Here is a 2,273-nt window from a genome sequence, read left to right as displayed (position 1 = left end):
GAGTGAGAGGCGTAGTCACGAAGTGGATCCCCCGTTTTGGGAAGCTCGTCGCTCCGAAGTTGCAGACAACTACTCAGGTGAGCAGGAGGTAGCGCACTAGCTCAATGGGAACGGGCATTCTCAGTCGTAGGCGTTTCCAGCCATCTTGCGCTTGAAGTCATCGCTGTGTTGGACGTACTCGGCGATCGTTCCGTCCGGACTCATTGCGCGCAGGTTGTGCCCTGAAGGAACAACCTTGATATCGTCGATGATCTTGATGTCGGTTTGGATGAAGTAGGCGCGCACGGCCTCCAGGTCATCCACCAAACAGGTCAGCTTGGTAGGCTCGAACCGCTCGGTATCAGCCTTGTCTCCCGCGAGCAGGAGAATGCTTCCGATCCCGACGATATCGAGGTTGAACTCCTCGTAATGAAATTCGTGGTGCGGGCGGTCCACTCCTTGGAGTGCCATGTAGAACTCTTTACTTGCTTCGAGTTCCGTCTTTCGAAGGTATACCCTGTAAAAAGACTTGAGGATCTTCATGGCTACTCCCGGCTCAAGCTGCTGCTCGTGATGTCGTGCGAACAGGCGGGCGCATGAACGATCACCCCCGCCTTGAAAACGCGTCTTCGTCTTTCGCTATCGCTGCTGTGTCAGGAAATGGTGCGCCTTGCCGTTGAGGGTGAAGGTCATATGCATTCCCGACCCTTCCGCGGCCGCGCCCCGCGAGACGGCGTATGGCATGTGCCACTGATACTTGAGGAGGGTTCCCTTTTCCGGACTGAAGTCGGACCCGTCATACGGCGAGACGTCACCGTAGTTGTTGACGCCGAATCGACGGGGGTGGGAGATGATCCCTGGCATCACAGCCTCGCCGGCGGCTGCAAGTTCCTCGGGCGTCTCCAACTGCGCGACCTTTTTCTCGACTTCGGCTGCCTGCGCCTTGTAGTAGTCGCGGATCTGACTACCACTGCTTCGAGCGACCACCTCGCTCGGAACAAGCAGGTACATGAGATGATTCCCGAAGTGAAGGCTTGAGCCGTACGAGGCGTTCTTCATCACGAGAAGGTTCCCGCTCTGCCTTCTGAGGAATTCTTCCTTGACCATGTCGAGATGGGGGCCGATCTTCTGGGTCGGCTCGATGGTCTCCCGAAGTACCCAGGGCATCATCCGCACCGCTTCATCATCATCGATGAAAGGCTTCCTCGCGGGAAGATACTGGCCTAGGTCATCGGTCCGCAGTTGAAGCTCCGCGATCGTCTCCGCGATGCGGAACTGGTCCTTGCCCGTCTTCATGGTGCTCATCAGCGCCTGCTGGAAGCGGAAGCACCTGTAGCCGTCCTGCATCGACATGGGGAAGGCGGTGAAGATCCCCTGGATGTTGGGGTTCGACTTGTACGTGACGGACATCAACAGGAAGCCGTCGTAGTAATTGAGGTACTCGTCGAGCACGACCTCCTGGAAGGATGAGATCGGGAAGTCTTCCGGATCTTCAAACTGCCGTTCGATCAAGTAGCACTTCGAGAACAGGGGGTTCTCGTTGAAGTAGTGACCGACCGCTTCGCGAAAATCGTCAAGCGAAAATGGCCGCTCAACGCGGTACGTCGAAAGCGCCGGGATGAATTCCGTCACGTTGAGAGGGCGCGAGAAAGACATCAGGTTGAGGCGGATCATTTTGTCGACCATCGACAAAGGCATACCTAATCACTCCGGTTGACTGGCACGAGAAGTGCTGGAAGACGTTTCGGTCGGGGGCCCGGCAGAGGCGCCTAGTCCTCCCCCGGAGCGTGGGGACGCTCCGCGCGCCAGGTGCATCCGTCGCCCGCCAGTTCGCATGACACCTTGACGTCCGGTTCCACGTAACGGTTGGCGATGGCGGTGTTGAGTTTCTGGCAGTACCCGCACGGTGACTTGAACGCCAGGGCGACGCCGGCGCGGGCAGCTTTCTTGCGGTACCGGAGGATCCCGCACTCGGCGTTACGCAGGACGGTGCCCGAGGCTTGAGGCTCAACGGACACGTCCGAGTCGTACAGCAACAACTGACGTTGCATCCGGGTCATGAAGTGATCGGTAGCCGATAACCCCTCGGGCCGTTGCGCTCTCATCAGGTCAGCGGTGATGCGGGAGTTCGCCTCAATCCATCGGGCGAGGCCTTCTTCGCCGTGCTCTCCGAGGACGAACTCGTCTGCGCCCGTCTGGGCCTCGAAGTACCGCTGACGCCAGAGATCGACTTTCTCCGCCGGGTCGAGAGAGGTGGTCTCACTGGTCATGGTCCGCGTCCTTCCCGGTGGCGT

The 2,273-nt window shown here is 58.8% G+C and carries 3 protein-coding genes; all 3 read right to left on the bottom strand.

Annotated features, from left to right (window positions below; genetic code table 11):
- Positions 1 to 120 precede the first annotated feature (120 nt).
- Complete coding sequence (locus IG54_RS0137085; protein WP_030795558.1) at positions 121 to 522, bottom strand: glyoxalase/bleomycin resistance/dioxygenase family protein; 402 nt, start codon at positions 520 to 522, stop codon at positions 121 to 123.
- A gap of 96 nt (positions 523 to 618) precedes the next feature.
- Positions 619 to 1,665: a hypothetical protein gene (locus IG54_RS0137080; RefSeq protein WP_158709016.1), complete on the bottom strand. Its 1,047-nt coding sequence runs from the start codon at positions 1,663 to 1,665 to the stop codon at positions 619 to 621.
- Between the two features lie 83 nt (positions 1,666 to 1,748).
- Positions 1,749 to 2,249, bottom strand: a complete 501-nt coding sequence (locus IG54_RS0137075; protein WP_063756311.1) for a hypothetical protein — start codon at positions 2,247 to 2,249, stop codon at positions 1,749 to 1,751.
- Positions 2,250 to 2,273: the final 24 nt, after the last annotated feature.

Source organism: Streptomyces sp. NRRL S-920 (genome assembly GCF_000717945.1).
GTDB classification, from domain to species: Bacteria; Actinomycetota; Actinomycetes; order Streptomycetales; family Streptomycetaceae; genus Streptomyces; species Streptomyces alboniger.
Note: the sequence above shows the minus strand (reverse complement) of the source record. Positions and strands in the feature narration are given on the sequence as shown.